Source organism: Ruegeria sp. ANG-S4, from assembly GCF_000814005.1.
Lineage (GTDB): Bacteria > Pseudomonadota > Alphaproteobacteria > Rhodobacterales > Rhodobacteraceae > Ruegeria.
Genome location: NZ_JWLK01000001.1, coordinates 1,176,340 through 1,194,299, shown reverse-complemented (window position 1 = coordinate 1,194,299; position 17,960 = coordinate 1,176,340). Strand labels below are relative to the sequence as shown.

Annotated in this window: 16 protein-coding genes; 6 read left to right on the top strand and 10 right to left on the bottom strand. The window is 57.0% G+C overall.

Features of this window, described 5'->3' with window-relative positions:
* Positions 1-3 precede the first annotated feature (3 nt).
* The gene (locus RA28_RS06030; protein ID WP_039524553.1) at positions 4-885 is read right to left on the bottom strand and encodes a LysR family transcriptional regulator; all 882 of its coding nucleotides are present in this window, start codon (positions 883-885) and stop codon (positions 4-6) included.
* A 123-nt stretch (positions 886-1,008) separates the two neighbouring features.
* Here RA28_RS06030 and RA28_RS06025 point away from each other — a divergent pair, with 123 nt between their 5' ends.
* Genes RA28_RS06025 through RA28_RS06015 form a run of 3 tightly spaced genes read left to right on the top strand, consistent with a single transcriptional unit; the run spans position 1,009 to position 5,109 of the window.
* Positions 1,009-2,160 carry a zinc-binding dehydrogenase gene (locus tag RA28_RS06025; protein ID WP_052261295.1) on the top strand — a complete coding sequence of 384 codons (1,152 nt, stop codon included), beginning with the start codon at positions 1,009-1,011 and terminating at the stop codon, positions 2,158-2,160.
* Positions 2,153-3,577: an MmgE/PrpD family protein gene (locus tag RA28_RS22180; RefSeq protein ID WP_052261294.1), complete on the top strand. Its 1,425-nt coding sequence runs from the start codon at positions 2,153-2,155 to the stop codon at positions 3,575-3,577. The genes RA28_RS06025 and RA28_RS22180 overlap by 8 nt, the downstream gene beginning before the upstream one ends.
* The gene (locus RA28_RS06015) at positions 3,574-5,109 is read left to right on the top strand and encodes a trimethylamine methyltransferase family protein (protein ID WP_052261293.1); all 1,536 of its coding nucleotides are present in this window, start codon (positions 3,574-3,576) and stop codon (positions 5,107-5,109) included. The genes RA28_RS22180 and RA28_RS06015 overlap by 4 nt, the downstream gene beginning before the upstream one ends.
* A gap of 236 nt (positions 5,110-5,345) precedes the next feature.
* On the opposite strand, the gene RA28_RS06010 is transcribed toward RA28_RS06015, so the two are convergent.
* From RA28_RS06010 to RA28_RS05970, 9 genes are all read right to left on the bottom strand, one after another.
* A complete protein-coding gene (locus RA28_RS06010) occupies positions 5,346-6,293 on the bottom strand; it encodes a Gfo/Idh/MocA family protein (protein ID WP_039524551.1) in 948 nt (315 codons plus the stop codon).
* Complete coding sequence (locus RA28_RS06005; RefSeq protein WP_039524549.1) at positions 6,290-7,321, bottom strand: NAD(P)-dependent oxidoreductase; 1,032 nt, start codon at positions 7,319-7,321, stop codon at positions 6,290-6,292. Before RA28_RS06005 ends, RA28_RS06010 begins: the two co-directional genes overlap by 4 nt.
* Before the next feature lie 3 nt (positions 7,322-7,324).
* Positions 7,325-8,413 (bottom strand): ABC transporter ATP-binding protein, encoded by a 1,089-nt coding sequence (locus RA28_RS06000; protein WP_039524547.1) that lies wholly within the window; start codon positions 8,411-8,413, stop codon positions 7,325-7,327.
* 15 nt (positions 8,414-8,428) lie between these two features.
* The gene (locus tag RA28_RS05995) at positions 8,429-9,397 is read right to left on the bottom strand and encodes a levansucrase (RefSeq protein ID WP_039524545.1); all 969 of its coding nucleotides are present in this window, start codon (positions 9,395-9,397) and stop codon (positions 8,429-8,431) included.
* Entirely contained in the window at positions 9,397-10,278 is an 882-nt protein-coding gene (locus RA28_RS05990; protein ID WP_052261292.1) for a carbohydrate ABC transporter permease, read from the bottom strand. Before RA28_RS05990 ends, RA28_RS05995 begins: the two co-directional genes overlap by 1 nt.
* Entirely contained in the window at positions 10,278-11,348 is a 1,071-nt protein-coding gene (locus RA28_RS05985) for a carbohydrate ABC transporter permease (protein WP_039524543.1), read from the bottom strand. The genes RA28_RS05990 and RA28_RS05985 overlap by 1 nt, the downstream gene beginning before the upstream one ends.
* Positions 11,349-11,413: 65 nt before the next feature.
* A complete protein-coding gene (locus RA28_RS05980) occupies positions 11,414-12,673 on the bottom strand; it encodes a sugar ABC transporter substrate-binding protein (RefSeq protein ID WP_152612021.1) in 1,260 nt (419 codons plus the stop codon).
* Positions 12,670-13,761 (bottom strand): LacI family DNA-binding transcriptional regulator, encoded by a 1,092-nt coding sequence (locus RA28_RS05975; protein ID WP_052261291.1) that lies wholly within the window; start codon positions 13,759-13,761, stop codon positions 12,670-12,672. The genes RA28_RS05980 and RA28_RS05975 overlap by 4 nt, the downstream gene beginning before the upstream one ends.
* 212 nt (positions 13,762-13,973) lie before the next feature.
* Positions 13,974-14,858, bottom strand: a complete 885-nt coding sequence (locus RA28_RS05970; RefSeq protein ID WP_193747356.1) for a LysR substrate-binding domain-containing protein — start codon at positions 14,856-14,858, stop codon at positions 13,974-13,976.
* Between the two features lie 130 nt (positions 14,859-14,988).
* On the opposite strand from RA28_RS05970, the gene proX reads away from it, so the two are divergent.
* The 3 genes from proX to RA28_RS05955 all read left to right on the top strand — a co-directional run bounded on the left by proX (position 14,989) and on the right by RA28_RS05955 (position 17,959).
* Entirely contained in the window at positions 14,989-15,948 is a 960-nt protein-coding gene (gene proX, locus RA28_RS05965) for a glycine betaine/L-proline ABC transporter substrate-binding protein ProX (protein WP_039524541.1), read from the top strand.
* A 62-nt stretch (positions 15,949-16,010) separates the two neighbouring features.
* Positions 16,011-17,030: a quaternary amine ABC transporter ATP-binding protein gene (locus RA28_RS05960; protein WP_039524540.1), complete on the top strand. Its 1,020-nt coding sequence runs from the start codon at positions 16,011-16,013 to the stop codon at positions 17,028-17,030.
* 11 nt (positions 17,031-17,041) lie between these two features.
* Positions 17,042-17,959, top strand: coding sequence for an ABC transporter permease (locus RA28_RS05955; protein ID WP_039524538.1), 918 nt, complete (start codon positions 17,042-17,044; stop codon positions 17,957-17,959).
* Position 17,960: the final 1 nt, after the last annotated feature.

Below are 17,960 nucleotides of genomic sequence, written 5' to 3'. Positions count from 1 at the left end.
GCGTCAACTGCGACCTTGCCCGGAAATCCAATCGAGAAATGCGCCTGCTGACGAATTGCCGGCGGCGCGCGGCATCAGGCACGCGAAATAGCCGCGCGAGGTTTCTATGCGCCGGTCGGTGATCGGAGAGAGTTGCCCCAGATCGAAATGATCTTGCAGCAGTGTTTCCCATCCCAAGATAACGCCATCGCCATTTAACGCCGCTTGCAGATAAACCATGAAACTCGTGAATTTTTGCTCGAACGTCGGCGGCCGCACCGTCAACCCTGTGCCGTCAAAAAAAGTTGTCCAATCGTCCGAGTGTATGCCCATCGTCAGATAGAGCAGGTTGTGACGGGCAAGCACTTCAGGATCATCTCCGATCTTCTCCGCCACATCGGGCCGGGCAACCGCGACCATCCTCTCGGAAAAGATCAAATCTTTGCGGCTGCCGGGCAGCCGTTCGGGATGGTCGAAGGCAATTACGACATCAGTATCTGTGTCATAGGCGTTGTTCTGGTCCCGCGAGATCAACTCAATCGAAATGTTGGGGTTCAGAGCGCGAAATTCGGGTAATCGCTTCATCAGATAGCAACTGGCGAAACCGATGGTCGTGTTCACGGAAACACACGTTCGATCAGGCCGACGACGAACCTGTTCCAGCGCGCTACCAACCTGCATGATGCTGCCCGAGATGGCCCTGTAAACGACTTCGCCCTCCCGCGTGAGCGTGGAAAATGGCCGGGTTCTTTGCAGAAGTTTGACCCCAAGCTCAGCTTCCAACTCGGCCACACGGCGACTGATTGCTGGTTGCTGAACATTCATCTCGCGTGCGGCACGCGTAAAGTTTCGATGTCGTGCGACCGCCTCGAATGCTGTCAGAAGTTTCCAGTTAACGGAAGTCACTTCATTCCCTCAAAGAATGCAAACTATAAGATTTTCCGACGTTCTCATCACAAATAGGTCAAAATAAGCTCTGTAGAAAGCCCCAACATTCCCTATGGAGTAAGCGATGATTTCAAGGACAGAATGCCTGTCGCGCAAGTCACCTGGATGTTCCTCGGAATGAAATCCAGGGCCGCCGTGATGTACGGCAGGGGACAACCACTTGTTGTGGAAACTCTGGAGCTGGCTCCCCCTCGCACCGGTGAGGTCATGGTTCGTATGCATGCAGCAGGAGTTTGTCATTCCGACTATCACGTGATCTCGGGGCAAGCAGACCATGAATTGCCCGTCGTTTTGGGGCATGAGGGTGCTGGTCGGGTGGTTCAACTGGGTGATGGCGTCACAGACCTCGCCATTGGCGATCATGTGGTGCTGAGCTGGCTACCCTATTGCGGGGATTGTTTCTTTTGCGCTCATGACCAGACCCACCTGTGCAAGACTTACGAAACCCCACTCTGGGACGGGACGATGATGGACGGAACGTGCCGCTTGTCCAACTCCGAAGGTCCGGTACGTCATCTGTCGATGCTCGCCTGCTGGGCGGATCACGCCGTGGTGCCGCGGAAAAGCTGCATCCGAATCGACAAAACTGTCCCGTTCGAGATTGCCGCCCTACTCGGTTGCGCCGTCACGACAGGCGTCGGCGCCGTGCTGAACCGCGCGCAAGTCGAGCCCCAATCCTCGGTCGTTGTGATAGGTGCGGGCGGTGTTGGTTTGTCGATTATTATGGGTGCAAAACTGGCTGGTGCGCGCAGGATTGTTGCCATTGATGCATCGCCCCAAGCCGAGGCCAAGGCCCGCGAATTGGGTGCGACGGATTTCGTTCTTGCTGACGAGGATGTAAATGCCCGCATTAAAATGATGACAGGACACGGCGTCGACCATGTTTTTGAAGCAGTCGGCAACCGCGCCTTGCAGCGGTCCGCCTTGGATTACTGCAGACCGGGCGGGCAAGTGACCTTCGTTGGATTGGATGCCAACGACGCCTCAATAGACCTGCCTACGACCGAAATTACCCGGTCGGAGATTACGGTTACCGGCTCGATCTTCGGGTCGGCCTGCGCAACACGTGATTTCGTGACCTACGGCCAGCATCATATGAATGGCGACTTGCCGATCGATCGATTGATTGGAAGGTATTACCGGCTTGATCAAATCAATCAGGCGATTGCTGACATGCTGGACGGAAAGGCCGGACGCGGTGTCATCCTGTTCGACGGGGTCGAGCATGGTTGAACCACGCAAAAGCGCTTGTTTCGCCGGCGAACCCCCGCGAGCACCCGGAGCTGAAATCCGGAAAGAACTTGAACCGGCGCTGATCAGGCTGGCCCGCTTCGTGGCAGACGACCCGCTGAGCCCTGATCCTGAGACGCTGGCGGTGCTACGCAACGGCGTGATTGACACATTTGGCTGCATCCACGCCGGTGTTCAGACTGGCGTCGCGCGTTTCGCACGAGAAGGCGTGCAAGCCATGGCGTCTGAAGGCCCCGCGCACGTTATCGGCACGGATATGAAAACCGGGCGCCCGCAGGCCGCGTTTCTGAACACGGTCGCCGGACACGCGCTGGACTTCGATGATTGGGAAATACCGGGAAACTCACATCCGACTGCGGTGTTGCTGCCCGCCCTGCTGGCGGTTGCTGAACCCCAGACCAACGGAATGGACCTTGCGCGCGCGTATCTTGCGGGTTTCGAAGTGATCGCCCGCTTGGGCGAGGCGATGAATTTCCAACACTACGACGCCGGGTGGCATTCCACCGCCACGCTGGGCGCACCTGCCGCGGCCGCGGCCTGCGGGCGCTTGATGGGATTGTCCGCCTTTGAAATCACCCAAGCCATGTCCTTTGCCATCAGCGCAACCAGCGGTTATACGTGCCAGTTTGGTTCTCAGGCCAAACCGATCCAGGCGGGGTTTGCCGCGCGGGCCGGGGTCGAAGCCGTTTGTCTTGCACAGGCCGGCTTGACGGGTCAGCCGCATGTTCTGGACCATGCGCGGGGCAGTGCCGCGTTGATGGGCGGATTGAATTTTGAACGGATGGAATCTGCCCTGAACAAGCTGGGAACCGGTTATGCACTGACCGAACACGGGTTGGTCCTGAAGCCGTGGCCAAGCTGTGGGTACACGCATCGTCTTATGACATGCGCGGTGCGAATGTCGCAAAACGTGTCACCGGACGAGATTGAGCGGATTAATCTGCACCTTCCAGACTTTCACGCGGCTGTTTTGCCGTTTGACCAGCCCACAAACCGATCCGAAGCTTTGTTCAGTGCACCGTTTGTCACGGCGATGGGCCTGCTGCACGGCGGGCTTACACTGTACGACCTCGATGCCCAGGCTTGGGAAGATCCACAGGTGGCCGCTTTAATTGCGAAAACCGATACACACTCTTTTGCCCCAAACCACCCTGATCTGAACTATTCAAAAGAAGATCCTGACCGCGTTGTCCTTTCGCTGACGAATGGCACGTTTGTCGAAGAAACGTGCGCCTATCCTTTGGGTGCACCACAAGCGCCGATGAGCGACAGTCAGATTTGGACGAAGTTCCATGCCAATACCGGCCTGCCCCCAGATGAGTGGGTGAGCAGACTTCGCAACTGGACCGAACGGTCGGACATCCTGGTCCTTTTGACACATCAAGGAGCTCGCGGATGAGCAGATCAAGATCAGGTCGCGCCGCACGGCATGCCGAACGACAAGGCGGCGCGGGCTCCGGTCCCAGCGCGGCGATCTGGCCCGGAATCGAGGGCGGGCGCTATCGTCCGGTACCGGCCCATGGAATTGAAGCCATCCACCAAACAGCACTTCGAATCCTGGCTGAGATTGGTCTGGCCAGCGCAACACCGCGCTGTATTGAAACCGTCACGGCCGCTGGCGGGTCTGTTTCAGAGGCAGGCAGATTGTTGTTTCCGCCCGGACTTGTCGAACATGCAATTGAAACTGCGGGTCGCGGGTTCAAGCTGTTTGGACAGCGTCCGGAATACGACCTTGATCCAAGCGGCACACGTATCCATCTGGGCACGTCCGGCGCGGCGGTTCATATCGTAGACAGCCAGACCGGCGAGATACGCGACAGCACACTGGTGGATCTGCACGACATGGCGCGGTTAGCACAAGCGCTGCCAAACATCCACATGTTCCAACGCACGGTCGTGGCGCGCGACATCGCGGACACGCATGCGATGGAGTTAAACACGGCCTATGCCTGCGCCGCCGGAACGGCCAAGCCCATTGGCACATCCTTTAGTTCCGTCGAGACAATGCAAGCTGCTGTAGCGATGTTTCACATGATTGCGGGCGGCGAAAACGCATGGCGGGAGCGGCCTTTCTGTTGTGTATCCACCTGTTTTGTGGTGCCACCCCTGACATTCGCAGAAGAAGCGCTGGGTATTATCGAATGCGCCGCTCAAACCGGCACCCCACTGAAACTCGTCTCAGCCGGACAGGCTGGAGCGACAAGCCCTGCCCCGCTGGCCGGTGCCGTCGCCCAGCAAACGGCGGAGGTTCTGGCCGGGCTGGTCTATGTGAACTTGCTGAACCCCGGTCACCCCGCTCTGTTTGGGGCGTTGCCCTTTGTCAGCGATCTGCGCACCGGCGCGATGTCCGGTGGCAGCGCGGAACAGGGCGTATTGATGGCCGCCTGTGCCCAGATGGCGCAATATTATGACATTCCATGCGCCGTCAGCGCAGGCATGACCGACAGCAAAATGCCGGACTTTCAGGCAGGATACGAGAAGGGCATCACTGAACTTCTCAGTGCCCTTGCCGGCGCAAACTTAATCTATGAGGCGGCTGGCATGTACGGCTCGCTGCTGGCTGCCAGCAAAGAGAGCTTTGTTCTGGATAACGACATGATCGGGTCAGTGATGCGAGCAGCACGTGGTTTTGAGATTAGCGAAGACGCGCTTGCTTTTGATGTCATCCGCGAGGTTTGCCTGCACGGCCCCGGTCACTTCCTGGGCAGTGGTCAGACTTTGGGCCGGATGCAAAGCGACTATTTCTATCCCGACCTTGCTGATCGGTCGACACCCCAGGCTTGGGCGGACGCTGGCGGCCCATCGGCACTTCAAACGGCACGGCAGCGGACCGAGGACATCCTTGCAGAGAATGCGACACCTGTCTTTGGGGCTGAGGCGAACGCCAAAATCCTGTTGCGTTTCCCTGAAATCGCAAATCAGTGGCACTAAGCGGCTTTGAGAACCATCAGACCCGTTTTCAAAAGAGAAGCCAAGTTACTGAATTGGGATCTCGGGCTTTTTGCGCTTTCTGTCAAAAAACGCCCCAGCCCCTATCGCGCGATTTGAGCGCGATGCTGATACCCAGAAAGGCTTCTTTAATACGGACCCGCGGGACTTGCACGGCGAATGCCTATCGAAGAATTTCAGGGGGCATTGGTTGAGCGAGATGCGGCGATACCGTACGTCTATCCAGTCCCCGCAAGCAGCCGTGCGGCCTCAAGCGTCATGCTTTTTGGCCAAGGAATCAAGCGGTACTCCCGGCCTTGCAGGACGTCCTGAAAAGAGATCGCCTCGTGAGCATATCCTTTGCCGATAGAGGCCAGCTCAAAGGTCTTTGCGTCCCCGTCTCTGTGCAGCGTGACGCTTTGTGGATGATGGAAGTCTTTGGGGATTTCAATTGTTCCGCATGATCCAACCACCTGTACGGCGATCGGCAACTCGACCCGGAACCCGAATGCAAGTTGCGATATTGCACCGTTCTGATGCCTCAGGCTCATGGCCACCATTTCGTCAACGCCAGTGGACCCAACTAACGTTTCGGACCGAGTTGACGCAACGGGTCCGGCAAGTAACAACGCAGCGGCTATTGGGTAAATACCGAGGTCATTCCGCGCGCCGCCTCCCAATGCGGGATCAAATAGGTTTGGATGAGCATTGGGATCCCGGAACGATACAAAGTTCGCGTTCAGATAAACCGGCTGCCCGATCTCTCCGCTCAGCACGAGGTCCACAGCTTTTTGCATTGCCGGAAAAAACGCTGTCCACAGCGCTTCAACCAGCAACAAACCCGCAGTCTCTGCCGCAGCAAAACACTCTGCGCTGTCTTCCGCAGAAAGCGTCATTGGTTTTTCGCAGAGTACATGCTTGCCCGCTGCCAACGCGGTCAGGATGTTGTCTTTGTGGCACGCATTTGGCGTAGCCACGTAAACTATATCGATGGCCGGATCGTCAAACAGCTCGTCGTAACTTCCATATGCAAAACCAATGCCCCAACGCGCAGCAAACGAACGCGCCTTAACCTCTGATCGGGATGCGACGGCGTGGCGTCGCGCATCGGGCACATGCGCCAGCGCTTCTGCCATCGAACCTGCGATGTTACCGGTTCCCAGAATACCCCAATTGAAACGCCTCATGTATTTGGCATCGCATTCATCTTGAGCTGGGCCGCAACCAGGCCGGCGACCATCTCGGGCTCTGCCTTCTTGAGTTGACGTTCCGGCGCGCCTTTCAGGATTGCATCGACATCGTTCAGGATCATATCGCCGATCAGATGCCGCCCACCGGGGACGGCAGCGGCCCGGTGCGGCGAAAGGATCACGTTTCGGCTTTGACGAAGCGGATCTGATGCTGCGAGCGGTTCGTCCGGGAAAACATCTGTGGCAACCAGAATGCGGCCTGCCGCTGCGGCTTCGGTCAATGCCGGGAAATCGGCGCACCACGCACGGCTGATCAGCACGACCATCGCGCCTGTCTGAAGGCGCGCGATCAAATCCCGGCTCAGCAGACCGCGCGTTTCCTCTAACGGCACAGCAGCAACCACAACAGCGCGGCATGTTTTTACCAGCGTTTCCAGATCTGTAAGCTCCACATCGGGGCCGGCGTCGCTTAAAAACGGGTCATAGGCCATAACCCGGGGTGAGAACGGAGACAGAAGCCGATGTGTCTCGCGCGAAATCTGGCCGTACCCGATGAAACCAATGTTTTGATGATAAAGTGAGAAATCCGTCTGGTCGCGGTCGTCGAGCCAACGTTCGGTGCCAGTACGAAAGGCCTCGTGCTCTTCCACAAGTCCGCGCCCACCGGCCAGCAGCATTGCCAAGGTCATTTCAGCGACCGAATTCCGGAACCCCGGCGAGCATGACAGGACCTCGATGCCTTGCCGAAAGCATGCCTCATAGTCTATCCCGTCTCGAAAGGCACCGGAAACCTCAATGGTTGCTTTAAGGTTTTTGGCCACGCCCACCTCTGTCGCGGAAAGCACCGGGCGCGAAGCGACATAAAAAACCGCCTCCGGCAATAGCTCGGTTATCGCTTCTCGTTGCATGGGCCGGTCTTCGCCTCCGCGAATGTCACACAGCTCCGACAGCGCTTCGAAAGTCTCGTCGCGGAATAACTCGCTGCGTCTGCGAAAGAAATTATCGAGGATCAGGATCGGCTTCATGGATCAGGCGGCCGCTTTCTGCCGCCCCGGTTCCGGCGCAAACAGATGCGCGCGGTCGTTGTCGAAATCCAGGGCTATCGACTGTCCGGGTTCAAAGACCCGGTCTTCGGCCAGCGAGCACAAAACACGCGTTCCGTCTTTCAGCGCGACATCAACCACAGTTTCGATGCCCAGCCGTTCGGCCAGTGTCACGTTCCCGGACAGCACCCCGCCGCTGTCCACTGGGCGCAAGTCCTGCGGGCGGATTCCAAGCGTCGCACGTCCGGACGCCGGCACCCCTTCGCGCCATGCAGGTGCCGCGAATTCGGCTACAAGGTCTGAGCGCACCTTTGCGCTATCGCCGTCTTTGCCGACAACCTCGACGTCCAGAAAGTTCATCGACGGTGCCCCGATGAAGCCAGCGACAAACAGGTTCTCCGGTCGGTGATACAACTCCATAGGCGCGCCCACCTGTTGAACGTACCCGTCCTTCAAGACGACGATCTTATCCGCCAGCGTCATCGCCTCGACCTGATCGTGGGTGACATAAACCATTGTCGCATCGAGTGATTTGTGCAGTTTTCCAATCTCAATCCGCATATCCAGGCGCAGCGCCGCATCAAGGTTGGAAAGCGGCTCGTCAAACAGAAAGACTTCGGGTTTTCGCACAATGGCGCGGCCAATTGCAACCCGTTGACGCTGTCCGCCCGATAGCTGACTGGGACGGCGATCCAACAGGTGCTCCATCTGAAGGATACGCGCTGCTTCGGCGACTTTTTCCTCTTTCTCTGCCTTGGATGCCCCTGCGATGGTCAGCCCGAATGCAACGTTTTCCCGTACTGTCATATGCGGGAAGATCGCATAAGACTGAAAGACCATGGCAATCCCACGCTGCGATGCTGGTATGTCGTTCACAACGGTTCCACCGATTTCAAGCGCACCGCCACTGATGTCTTCCAGCCCCGCGATCATTCGCAAGAGCGTGGACTTGCCGCAGCCCGACGGGCCGACAAATACGACAAACTCACCGTCTTTGATCTCGATATCGACGCCTTTGATAACGTCGACCGGACCATAGCTTTTCTTGATGCCTTTCAGCAGGACGTCAGCCATCCCTGGTTCCTCCTCTCAGTCCCGGATTGCGAGCGCAAGACGCCCGTCGGGTTTGCGTACGACAGTTTCGGGATCGGCGATCAGACCGGGAAAACCTCCATCCACCGGGTCGGTCATCAGAAACCCCAAAAGTCGTTTTTCCGTACCGGTGTCGACAATGCGCGCGGCGTATCGCTGTCCGGGGTGATCGCAATCCAAGATTGGACCGGGCGCGATCCGCCAGGGGCCACGTGGGCTTTCGCCAATCAGGTAATGCGTACCGGTCTTCGCGGGCTCTCCGATGGTCGACACAGCGTTGCCCGACCAGAATCGAGCCGCCGTACAAAAGAGGCAGTACCATTGCCCGCCCCATTCAAAGACCTGCGGCACCTCCAGCTCGCCAAAACCACCAGTGTAGACGGGGTCTTGAAGCGTCCAGGTGTACATATCATCCGAGGTCGCAAAGCCGATTGATCCCGCTTCCATTTTCGGCTCTGCCCTAGCGTCCCGCGCCGTGAAGTACATAAGCCACCCCCCGTCTGGATCGCGAATAACCCATGGATCACGGAATGCACGGTCGTGCCATCGCCCCTGCTGAAACTCTTCATACCGCGCGTCTCGGTCAAGGATCAGGCCGTTTCCAACGCGCTCCCAGTTGTGCAGATCGTCAGAAATCGCGTGTCCGAGTTTTTGGTGTTTTCCGCCCCCGTCTTTGCTGGTTCCTGTGTAGAACAGGTGCCACTTGTCGTCGTCACCCCGAACGACCGAGCCGGTCCAGGTCGTGAAATCATCCCAAGCCAGGCTGGTGCTAGGGCCAAAGCACGTCCCCAGATGGTCCCAGTCCACAAGATCGCGGCTAGTGGCATGGCCGTAGCTGACGTTCCAATGGCGCTGCTCCGGATCGCCAATCGCCTTGTCTGCTTGCAGGAAGTAGCAATGCCACAGGTCGCCATCGTGGACATACCAGCTGTCCCAAACCCATTTATCGTCAAGCGCCAGAACCATCAGCCTTTGACCCCCGTCGAGGCCACAGATGCGATGAAAACACGTTGCAGCGACAGGTAGAAGGCAAGGACCGGCACGGTGATAATTGTCAGATAGGCCATTACCTCTCCCCATGGGACGTTAAGCTGATCGGTGAAGTAGCCAAGCCCGATCATCACCGGGCGGATTTCCTCGGCCTGCACGACCATCAGCGGCCACAGGTATTGATTGTACATGAACAGGAATTTCAGGATCGCCGCTGTTGCGATAACCGGTCCCGAAAGTGGCATGACCACTTTGCGATAGATCGTCCACCAGCTTGCGCCCTCGACCCGGCTGGCTTCGATCAGTTCGCGTGGAAGGTCTTTGAAATACTGGACAAAAAGAAAGATCGAAAGACCATCCGCGATGAAGGGAATGATCTGAACCCGGTAAGTGTTCAACCATCCGATCTCAAGCCCCTCTGCCCCAATCCAAGGAAGCTGGGACGCCATCAACAGCAGCGGAATGAAAATCGTCTCGTACGGAACAATGAGGGTCGCCAGCAGGATGGAAAAAACAACGTCGCGACCTTTCCAATCCAGAAAGACGAAGGAAAACGCGGCCAGCGAACAGACAAAGAGCGTCAGAACAACCGTAACACCGGTAATCACAACCGAATTGAAGACAAAGACACCGATTGGTGCCCGGGCAAAAGCATCCGTGTAGTTGTTGAAAGACAGGTCGCCGACCGGCAGGAAGGCCCGCAGACTGTTTGTGTCCGCCAGAAGCTGTTGATCGGGTTTCAACGACGACATTGCCATAAACAGCAACGGAAAGATGAAAATCACCGCGACGAGGACAAGCACGGCATAGCGCGTGAACAGACGAAGCCCGCTGTTATCTGGGGTTACAAGTGCCATCAGTTCCTCTCTCGCGTGAGCCAGCGTTGAATGAGTGAGATGCACAGGACGATCACGAACAGGATCACGGAAATCGTTGAACCGCCTGAGATATCCTGTTTGCCATAGCCGCGTTCAACAGCCTGAAAAACCAACACTTGCGTGCTGTCGAGCGGGCCGCCTTGCGTCATGATGTCGATCTGCGCAAACAGGGCGAAGGCTTGCATGGTGATCACGATCAGGATCAGGATCGCCGTGTTTCTCAACCCTGGCCACGTGACGTACCGGAATGTCTGCAGCTTGGACGAGCCTTCGATCTCGGCAGCTTCGTATAGCGTGGGAGAGATCGTCTGCAGGCCAGCCAGCCAGATCACCATATGAAAGCCCACGCCCTGCCAAATTGACATGGCGATTATCGACCCAAGGGCTGTTGACGTGTCTCCAAGCCAGTCTCGGGGTTCGAACGCGCCAAAAGTCAGACCCGAAAGAACGTTATTCAAAAGACCATCGCCGGGCGAGTAGATGAATTTCCAAAGCAGCGAGACGATGACGATCGACACAACGACCGGCATGAAATAGACCGCCCGGAAAAAGCTGATCCCTCTGAGTTTTTGGTTGATCAGCAACGCCAGACCAAGGGCAATTCCGGCCTGAACCGGGGCAACGACCAGCACGAACGTGAATGTGTTGACCAACGCTTTCATGAAAACAACGTCCGAGGCCAGAACGACCGTTCGGTTCTCACCCGACTGCCAACTGAACCATTCCCGTTTGCCTTCCAGATGCGGATAGTCGGGATTGCGACGGGTGAATGTCCGCAGGCGGGGATATTGGATTTCGCCATCTTCGACCACCGCGTTGCCGGCATCATCCCGCTCGGGCTCGAGCGTGAAAACCGCCAGCCCCAAAAGATCGCGGTAGTTCTTGAAACCCACGTATTCGGTCGGATTGGGCGATGCCAAACGCTGGTTCGTCAAGGAAAATGCAAATGCCAGAAAGAAGGGCAGAATGATGAAGGCGGCGATCAGCCCTATGCCGGGAAAGGCCATCAGCCAGCCAGCGCGATTGGACCGCGTTAGTTTCGAAGCCATTGGACGAGTTCCTTGGAAAGGGTGTTTGCCGCCCGGCCATGGGCCGGGCGAACTGGAAGGTTCGTTTAGTGGCCGTAGCCGCCGTTGCTGTCGATATCCTCGTTTATTTCGTCCACCGCCGCGTCCAACGTGTCGGCAACATCAGCGCCGTTGGCAATATCCGACAACGCTTTTTCGAAGACTTTGGCCTGAACAATGTATCCCGGCGTCACAGGACGCACGAGCGCCTGGGCTTCGGACAGCCCATAAAACACCTCGAGCGGGCCGCCCGGCGCGTAGTTTACCGTATCCGCCGCAGCGCTTGCCGTTGAAGGGATCAAGCCGGTGCCATCCGAAAAGGCGGCGAACCAACGGTCCTGAAGTGCAAACTCGATAAAGGCGCGCGCGCCCTCAGGATGTTCGGACGTCGCAGAAATCCCGAACTGCCATGAGGCAGCGCCGATTTTTGATCCGTTTCCAAAATCGGGCGCAGGCAGAAACAACGCGTCGTCACCGAAAGCCTCGACAACCGGCAATGCAGCCCAGTTGCCGTTCCATGACATGGCGTATTTCCCATCCAAGAGGCCAGTTTCTCGGTCCGCGGCATCCTGACTTGTGCCCGGAACATGGCCATTCTCGAAAAGACCCTGCCACCATTCACCAAACGCAATCGCCTCGTCGCCATTGAGGGCACCTTCGGCACTTTGATAGGTCGAACGATCGACGATATCGCCGCCAAAACTCTGCAAGAATGGTGAGAACGCATAGGGATACCACTCGCCTTTCCAAGCCATACCGAGGTCAAGCGGGTATTCGAAATCACCCGAGGCAGCTATGGCTTCAAGTGCGCCGTTGAATTCATCAAGGCTCCAGGGTGCATCAAGGGTGGGAACACGAATGCCGTACTTTTCCAAGGTCGAACGGCGCGTCGACAGCGCGACGGCCGCGTCCCAAAGCCCGACGGAATAGACCTCGCCGTTCCACCGTCCGATCGGTCCGGGAAGATAGCCTTCCAGCTTTGCTTCGTCGATGCCAAGCGGCTGCATATAGTTTGCCCAGGCCCAATTGGGCATGACCGGACCGTCAACATCCAGGATGTCAGGCAGTTCCCCAGCCAGCGCGGCAGCGCCAACAGCATCGTTATAGGCGAGTTGCGGGAACGTCTCGATCACAACCTTCCAGTCTGACTGGTTGGCGTTGAATTCTTCGACCAACTGATTGACCAACGCCTCTTCGGCGTTCGCGCTGCCTGCTCCGTGGTACCAAAGGCTAAGTTCGGTCTGCGCTGACACAGACCCGGCGAGCCCGGTTGCAAAAAGCGCCGCAATGGTCACTCCTACCTTCATGTTTCGGTCCTCCCTTTAAGACTGATAATGTTCTTTGCGTGAGCCAAGCGTGGGGCGACCAGCGACGCCCGAAGCTTGATCTCGCCGCTGATCTTGACCGGCGTGTCTTGAGCACCCGCATCCTCAGACAACAAGTCCAGCAATATTTGTGCCGCGCGCGCACCCATCGCGCTGTAAGGAAGTTCGGCCGTGGTAAGCGCCGGATACAGCGTTTCCGAGATCAATCGATGGTCGTCGTAGCCGACAACCGATACATCCTCGGGAACGGCAAGTCCTTTGCGCCGCAAGATGCCGTAGACCGCCATCGCCAAACGGTCGTTGCCGCAGCAGACAGCCGTTGGCGGGACATCATTTGCAAAGAACTTTTCAAGCGCGTCCCAAATGAGCTGATGCTCTCCCGGTCCACCATACAGGTCGGTTGCCTGTACAAGGCCGGGGTCCACGACCAGACCACTTTCTTCCAGCGCGCGACGATATCCGCGCATGCGAAGCCTTGTTGCCTCTAGTTCGGGGGCCAGCGTCAAATAGGCGATCCGCTTGTGCCCTTCACCGATCACGGCCTTGGTCAACTGATATTGGCCGCCTTCGTCGTCCGGAATAACAGAAGGAGTGCCGATATCGTCAAAGCAGTTCACAAGCACCTTCGGGATGCCCTTACCGGGCAAAGCCAATTCTAGCGGCTTATGGTGGTCCGCAATGTACAAAATGCCTTCTACCCGATGCTCCTGAAACGTCCGTATCAGGTCCGGGACGCGGTCCAGCCGCCCCCCCGTATCCGAGATCAAAAGGGTTTTTTGTGAACGCTCTATGATTGCCTGCGCACCTTGGACGATGAAAAGCTCGGGCAAACCTGCCGGCGAGGCCACCTCGTCGGCATTGCTGATCGCGCCCGTGATCAGCCCAATCAGGCCGGACTTGTTGGATTTGATCGACCGAGCGGCATGAGACGGAACATAACCCAGCGAATCCATCGCCTCGGTTACGGCTTTTTTGGTGTGCTCAGAAACAGGCGCGTCGCGGTTCAGGACACGGCTCACCGTTTTGGGTGACACGCCAGCGCGCTTTGCAACGTCGTAAATCGTGGCCAACCGACTTCCTCCCTCGCCCGATTGCCGATTCTTGCTGAATATGACACCGATGTCATGACACCGGTGTCATTGTCAAGAAAATTTGGCCACGGAGAGTTTCCGACCCATTCCTGTAAGACGGTCTCGGTATTTTGCCGTGAAGCCCCAAGCCAAGAAAATATGACGCTCGCAATGAACCTGTAAGAGCTTGGCGCTCGCCGAACCCCGCGTTTCTAAGCCGCCTGTTCAATTACCCAACTGCAGAACTTTTCGGCGTCATCCCTGTCTGTCGTTGCGTTGATCAAATAAAAGTAGTCACGCTCGATCTCCAAAAAACCATCCAGCTTCATCAGAGTTCCGTCCGCAAGATACGGGTCCACCAATGGGTTCCCAGCCAAAGCGATCCCTTGCCCTGCGATCGCGGCCTGAAGCATGTTGATGTAAGTATTCAAGGCAACTTTGGTGGACTCGGCTGGCAACACCAGACCATTGGCACTGAACCAATGCGGCCACCGCGCCTCGGGCCGATAGATACCGGAGAGATGAAGCAAGTTTTCTCTCGTCAGATCAGCGGGTTCCGACAGAGAGGTATTGGGCGAATACTTCGGGCTGAGCACCGGGAATATCCGTTCTCGCAACAAGGGTGTCACATTGTCTCCAAGAGGTTTGTCCTTGGCATAGCGGATCGCCACATCGATGTTCTCGGCCGCAAGATCCAGTTTGCGGTCCGTGACAACGAGGTTCAGTTCGACTTCGGGGAATTGATTGCTGAAATCGACCATACGCGGCATCAGCCAGTACGTCGCAAACGCCGTCGTCGTCGTTACCGTCAGCGGAACATCACCCGATGTCTTTGAGACGTTTTGAATAGCGTTTGCAATTTGATGCAGGGCCGGTGCCACTTCTGCCTCCAGCAGCCTGCCGGCAGATGTCAAAGAGGTCTTTCGGTGATCCCTGACGAACAGCGTCGCTCCAAGCTCTTGTTCCAGTTCGGCAATCTGACGGCTGACTGACACGCGCGTGACGCCCAACTCTTCTGCCGCCCGTGTAAAGTTTGAATTTCTGCATGCCGCTTCGAAGGTGATCAAATGTGGCAGCTTTGTAAGAGTTTTGCGCAAGTTTACCATAACGCAGTGGTTAACAAACTGGATGGTATTTTGGAACTTCACAACTGCATTCGGATGACAAAAAATCGCCCCAGAGAAGAAACTGGCCTGACGGGTCTTCAAATACTTCAGGGAGGAAAACATGACAGACGTTTCCAATCTTGCTCGCACTGTGGCGGTTGTAACCGTGCTTGGACTTCCGGCGTTTGCCGCGGATCAGCCCGGCGCAGGGGTCGACGTGTCGCCCATCAAGGGGTCACCCGCCAACGCATGGTTCCAACATATGGTCGTGCAGCAGGGCCTAGAGGCCCTGGGGTACAACGTGGAAGAAACTTTGGAGGCTGATTTCCCCGCCGTTCATCTGGCTGTCGCATCCGGTGATGCTGATTACACGTTCAATCACTGGAAGCCCCTTCATAACGATTTTTTTGACAAATCCGGTGGTGAAAGCACCATGACACGCGTGAAAGCTGGCATAACCGGTGCGGGTCAGGGGTTCTTTATCGACAAGAAGACCGCCGAAGCGAATGGCATAACCAGTGTACAACAGTTTTCTGATCCTGCCATTGCTGCCCTGTTCGATGCGGATGGGGATGGACGTGCCAACCTGTCCGGCTGCAACCCCGGTTGGGGATGCGAAATCGCAATTGAGGATCATCTGGACAACTTGAGCCTGCGTGACACCGTGCAACATGATCAGGGCAGCTATTTCGCGATCATGGCGGACACCATCACACGATACAACGAAGGCGGGGCCATCCTCTATTACACTTGGACGCCAAACTGGATCAGCGATGTTCTGGTCCCCGGTGAAGACGTGGTGCAGATCGGTGTTCAAAGCGACGGCGCGATGGATGCGGGTTTTGCCGTCAACGACGTTTACATCGTTGCGAACAACGACTTTCTCGAAGAAAACCCTGCCGCTGCAAAGTTCTTTGAACTCGTCGATATCCCGATCAGCGCAGTCAACGCGGCGCAGGTGAAACTGCGCGATGGGGAAAACACGCTCGAAGACTTCCAGCGCCACGCGGCCGACTGGATTTCAGAAAACCAAGAGCAATTCGACGCCTGGGTGGCCGAAGCGGCCGCAGCTGCGAACTGATCCTCCCCACTGACTGAGGGGCGGCGCATCGGGCCGCCCCGGTTTTTTGAAGGAACGATACAATGAGTGATGCGCAGATCGAGTGTCGTGACCTCTGGAAAATATACGGAAACCGCTCGGACGAAGCCATGAAAGCGGTCCTCGCAGAGGGTTTGTCGAAAGACGAAGTGCGCGACAGATTTGGCTGTGTTCTTGGCGTTCGGGACGCGAGCTTCAGCGTCAAGAAAGGCGAGATTTTTTGCATCATGGGTTTGTCGGGATCCGGCAAATCTACCCTTGTGCGCCATGTGAACCGTTTGATTGAACCGACGTCAGGCCAAATTCATGTGGCTGGTCAACGCGTGGACACGATGGGCGAAGATGAGCTGCGCCAATTGCGGGCCGAAACGATTGGCATGGTGTTCCAGCACATGGCGTTGTGGCCGCACCGCACATTGGGCGAAAACGTTGGATTTGGTCTGGAAGTCCGCGGCGTCGATTTGGAAACGCGGCGCGAGGCCGCGATCAAGGCACTGGAAGCAATGGACCTTGGTGGATGGATTGATCACTACCCCGATCAGCTTTCGGGCGGCATGCAGCAACGTGTCGGTCTGGCCCGCGCACTCGCGGCAGACCCCGAAATCCTTTTGATGGATGAACCATTCTCGGCGCTCGATCCGCTGATCCGTCGCCAATTGCAGGACCAGTTCCTGAACCTGTCCGCGCATATGCACAAGACCACGCTGTTCATCACTCATGATCTGGATGAAGCCATCCGGATGGGGGATCACATCGCGATCATGAACGATGGTGAGATCGTTCAGATCGGTACGCCCGAAGAAATCGTGACCAGCCCGAAGGACGACTATGTCGCCGAGTTCGTGAAAGGCATCAGCCGAGTCGCGTTGGTTAGGGCTGAATCCATCATGGAACCAATGAACGGGCGGGAGGCCACGGAAAAAACCGTGCGCGTCAACGCTGAGCTGGGAGAGATCATTGATCTCTTCATGGAGGATCAGTCTCCGGTTACCGTTGTCAACCCGGATCAGGCCTCAGTCGGGCAGATCACTATCAAGGACGCGTTAACTGCGTTGCGCGGGTAAGGTGCGAAATCATGGATATCTGGAATATTTTTGACACCGAATGGATCCCCGTCGGCACATGGGTTGAAACCTTCTTGCAATGGGTGGTGACCAATTTCCGCTTCATCTTTCAGGCGATCAAGGTGCCGTTTGAGATAGTTCTGACCGGGTTGGAGGACGCCCTGACCCAGGCCCCTGATCTGCTGGTACTGGCGCTGATCATTTTGGTGGCCTGGCAGGCAGGCGGTCGCCGTCTGGGTCTGATCTCGGCAGCCTGTATGCTTGCCATCGGTCTGATGGGTGCATGGGAAGAAAGCATGACCACCTTGTCCATCGTGCTGACTTGCGTGGTGTTCTGTTCGCTGATTGGCATCCCGCTGGGCGTTTATTCGGCTAAGAATGATCGGTTCTGGACGGTCTTGCAGCCCATGCTCGATCTGATGCAAACGATCCCGTCCTTTGTCTATCTGGTACCCATCGTGATGCTGTTTTCCATCGGGAACGTCTCGGGCGTGATCGTGACCTTTATCTATGCCTTGCCGCCGGTGGTGCGCCTGACCAATCTGGGCATCCGGCAGGTTCGTGGCGATATGGTCGAGGCCGCGCGCGCCTTTGGCGCATCAAACCGGCAGACGCTTTATAAGGTCGAGTTGCCCTTGGCGATGCCGACCATTATGGCAGGCGTGAACCAGACCATCATGATGGCCCTGAGCATGGTTGTGGTATCTTCGATGATTTCCGTGACTGGTCTGGGCCAGATGGTTCTGCGCGGCATCGGGCGTCTGGACATGGGTCTGGCGACCGTCGGTGGGTTGGGCATCGTGTTTCTGGCCATCGTCATTGACCGTGTATCGCAAAGCTTTGGCATTTCCTCGCGTGAGCGTGGTCACAAGAAATGGTACGAAACCGGCCCGGTGGGATATGTCCGCAGCCTGATGGGACGGGGGTGAC

Coding starts and splice junctions, on each gene's coding strand:
- RA28_RS22180 (WP_052261294.1), top strand. CDS start 2,153: ATGGTTGAACCACGCAAAAGCGCTTGTTTCGCCGGCGAACCCCCGCGA.
- RA28_RS05995 (WP_039524545.1), bottom strand. CDS start 9,397: ATGGTTCTGGCGCTTGACGATAAATGGGTTTGGGACAGCTGGTATGTC.
- RA28_RS05955 (WP_039524538.1), top strand. CDS start 17,042: ATGGATATCTGGAATATTTTTGACACCGAATGGATCCCCGTCGGCACA.
- RA28_RS05980 (WP_152612021.1), bottom strand. CDS start 12,673: ATGAAGGTAGGAGTGACCATTGCGGCGCTTTTTGCAACCGGGCTCGCC.
- RA28_RS06025 (WP_052261295.1), top strand. CDS start 1,009: ATGCCTGTCGCGCAAGTCACCTGGATGTTCCTCGGAATGAAATCCAGG.
- RA28_RS06005 (WP_039524549.1), bottom strand. CDS start 7,321: ATGAAGCCGATCCTGATCCTCGATAATTTCTTTCGCAGACGCAGCGAG.
- RA28_RS06015 (WP_052261293.1), top strand. CDS start 3,574: ATGAGCAGATCAAGATCAGGTCGCGCCGCACGGCATGCCGAACGACAA.
- RA28_RS05960 (WP_039524540.1), top strand. CDS start 16,011: ATGAGTGATGCGCAGATCGAGTGTCGTGACCTCTGGAAAATATACGGA.
- RA28_RS05990 (WP_052261292.1), bottom strand. CDS start 10,278: ATGGCACTTGTAACCCCAGATAACAGCGGGCTTCGTCTGTTCACGCGC.
- RA28_RS06010 (WP_039524551.1), bottom strand. CDS start 6,293: ATGAGGCGTTTCAATTGGGGTATTCTGGGAACCGGTAACATCGCAGGT.
- RA28_RS05985 (WP_039524543.1), bottom strand. CDS start 11,348: ATGGCTTCGAAACTAACGCGGTCCAATCGCGCTGGCTGGCTGATGGCC.
- RA28_RS06000 (WP_039524547.1), bottom strand. CDS start 8,413: ATGGCTGACGTCCTGCTGAAAGGCATCAAGAAAAGCTATGGTCCGGTC.
- proX (WP_039524541.1), top strand. CDS start 14,989: ATGACAGACGTTTCCAATCTTGCTCGCACTGTGGCGGTTGTAACCGTG.